General features: G+C 47.9%; 3 protein-coding genes. All 3 read right to left on the reverse strand.

Features of this window, described 5'->3' with window-relative positions; translation table 11 throughout:
• Positions 1-9: 9 nt before the first annotated feature.
• The 3 genes from BCU68_RS14130 to BCU68_RS14140 all read right to left on the reverse strand — a co-directional run bounded on the left by BCU68_RS14130 (position 10) and on the right by BCU68_RS14140 (position 2,318).
• Positions 10-1,575 (reverse strand): IS66 family transposase, encoded by a 1,566-nt coding sequence (locus BCU68_RS14130; protein ID WP_102565401.1) that lies wholly within the window; start codon positions 1,573-1,575, stop codon positions 10-12.
• A gap of 66 nt (positions 1,576-1,641) precedes the next feature.
• Positions 1,642-2,010, reverse strand: coding sequence for an IS66 family insertion sequence element accessory protein TnpB (gene tnpB, locus BCU68_RS14135; RefSeq protein WP_102565402.1), 369 nt, complete (start codon positions 2,008-2,010; stop codon positions 1,642-1,644).
• Positions 2,010-2,318 (reverse strand): hypothetical protein, encoded by a 309-nt coding sequence (locus BCU68_RS14140; RefSeq protein ID WP_102565403.1) that lies wholly within the window; start codon positions 2,316-2,318, stop codon positions 2,010-2,012. Before BCU68_RS14140 ends, tnpB begins: the two co-directional genes overlap by 1 nt.
• Positions 2,319-2,356: the final 38 nt, after the last annotated feature.

Consider the following 2,356-nt stretch of genomic DNA (forward strand, 5'->3'; position numbering starts at 1 on the left):
CACAACGATCTAGTCTTTAGCCAAGTTCCAAGGTAGTAGCGCTTCTATTTGCTCAAGATTTTCAGCGTAGGGTAGCTGAGTAAGAAGGGTATATAGGTAGTTGTATGGTTCCAGTCCGTTCAACTTAGCCGTTTCAACCAAGCTGTAGCAGACAGCACTCGCTTTGGCACCTTGTGATGTATCGGCGAACAGCCAAGCCTTGCGACCGACCACGAACGGACGGATAGCATTTTCTGCCATGATGTTACTGATACGCAGCTCGTGATGACCGGAGTAAACCACCAGTTTCGACCATTGGTTGAGCGTATAGTTGATGGCTTTGTAGGTTAAGCTATCTTTGGGGCTCTTACTGATGTTCTTCTCCAAGAACGCTTTCAACTTGTCTAAGAGTGGAACACTATGCTCTTGGCGGTAGGCTACGATTTCTTCCGCCGTTATCTTGGGCTGCTTTTTCTTTAGGTCAGCCAACTGCCTCTCAACACAGTAGAGCTTATTGATGGTGTTAAGCGCGATATCGGCTTTACTTACCTTAGCGTTTTTACCTTTTGGCTGAGCTTTTTGCGCCTCCACGAACATACGGCGAGCATGGTCCATGCACCCAACGTGGGTCAGGCCATATTTCTTACATGCCGCATTGTAGCCCGCGTAACCATCGGTTTGCAGGTAGCCTTCGAAGCCTTCAAGTAAATCAACAGGGATGTCTCCACTACGAGAAGGGTCATAGTGGAACAGCACACTTTGTTGGGTGGGCGAACCACCTAGCGAGACCCACATGTACTTATCTGAGGTGGCTGATTTGCCTGGCTCTTTAAGTACTTGGATACGGGTTTCATCCATCGCTACGATGTCGCCACTGTTTTGGTGCTCTCGTAGCAGATTCACCAGTGGCTGGAACACCTTTGCGGACTTCATGACGTAGTTCGCCAGCGTTGCCCGAGAGAGCTCGCCACCGTAACGACGGAGCATTTTCTCTATGCGATATAACGGCAGGCCATCAACGTATTTTGAAGTGATGACATGGGCAATCAGACCTGTGCTGCCCAGAGAGCCTGGAAGTGGGTGTTTAGTTAGCTCTGCAGCCACCATTGATTGACCGTCGTCATTGTCGAACACCGCTTTTTCTTGCATGTACTCCAGCACACGAACTTTAGCAGGCACGATATCGAGTTCTTCTTTGACTTTGGCGAAGAAGATGCTTTTTGCGCCAGCCTTTTGCTCATCCGTTAGGTAAAGGAAGATTTGTTCACGAGGTAAATCGCTAGATAGTGGCTTACGGCCACGAGGTTTAGGTGTTAAAGCGTTGCTTTTATTCTGGCCGTTCTTTTCATGCTGCTCAACCTTCGGGTCAGTACAGAGCTCGGCTTCATCGAACAATAAGAACTGGTCAGCATGGGTTTTCTCACTGCTCGGCATGAAGCGTTTAATTTTAAGGTGGCGAACCACCTCTTCTAACACATCAATGCGAGCAGACTGAGATTGTAGGCGTTTTGATTGAGTTTTGAGCTGCACTTCTTTCTCGGCTAACTGAGCTCGAAGTCGCTCGATTTCAACTAAATGGTCAGTGGAAGAAGTCACAGTAATATTGCCTTGAATGCCTTATGGGAACAGGGATTATTGTACCAAAAACAGGCAATTAAGTCGCTAAAACAATGACTCATATTTCAACTTTTTATGCCCTTGCATCAAGGAGATATCGTAACCATCAAGCAGCCAATTTATCTGTTGGCCAGTGAGGGTGACTAACTCATCGGTACGCTTTGGCCATTTGAATTTATCTTCGGCAAGCGACTTGTAGTAAAGCACGAAGCCGTTATCTTCCCAGAACAGACACTTGATCTTGTTGCGCTGTTTATTGGTGAAGACGTACAGTTCACCGCTAAACGGGTTATGGCCAAGTTCTAGCTCAACGAGTGCACTTAAGCCTCGGTGTGACTTACGAAAATCAATCGGGTCACGGTAGAGATAGACTTTCGGCAGTGTCAGTGCAGGTCTTAACGTCGGCTGGCGCATTAGCTCATACACTCGATGAGTTTAGCGGCGACATGAGCGTTGCCCTCATCAATCCCCTCAACTTGCGCACCGCTTGGTAAGGTGACTGTCAACAATGAACGGACATGCTCGGTGACGGTTTCAACCTGTGCAAGGGCGAACTTGGAGGTGACAGATGCGGTCACTGAGTTTGTACGATTGAATTTGCGCTTCCAATAACTGAACTGGGATTGGTCCAGGTTGTGGGTTCGGCAGTATTGCGCTTGCGAGAGATTAGTGGTTTGCCATGCTTCGACATGACGCTGCCAAGTTTGCAGTAGAGATGACATATAAGCCTCCATGAGTAATGACTGTTGTCATTATCGGG

It is taken from the genome of Vibrio sp. 10N.286.49.B3, from assembly GCF_002873395.1.
GTDB lineage: Bacteria > Pseudomonadota > Gammaproteobacteria > Enterobacterales > Vibrionaceae > Vibrio.

Excerpts from the sequence above, each read along its gene's own strand:
- BCU68_RS14140 (WP_102565403.1), bottom strand. The coding sequence starts at position 2,318 with ATGTCATCTCTACTGCAAACTTGGCAGCGTCATGTCGAAGCATGGCAA.
- tnpB (WP_102565402.1), bottom strand. The coding sequence starts at position 2,010 with ATGCGCCAGCCGACGTTAAGACCTGCACTGACACTGCCGAAAGTCTAT.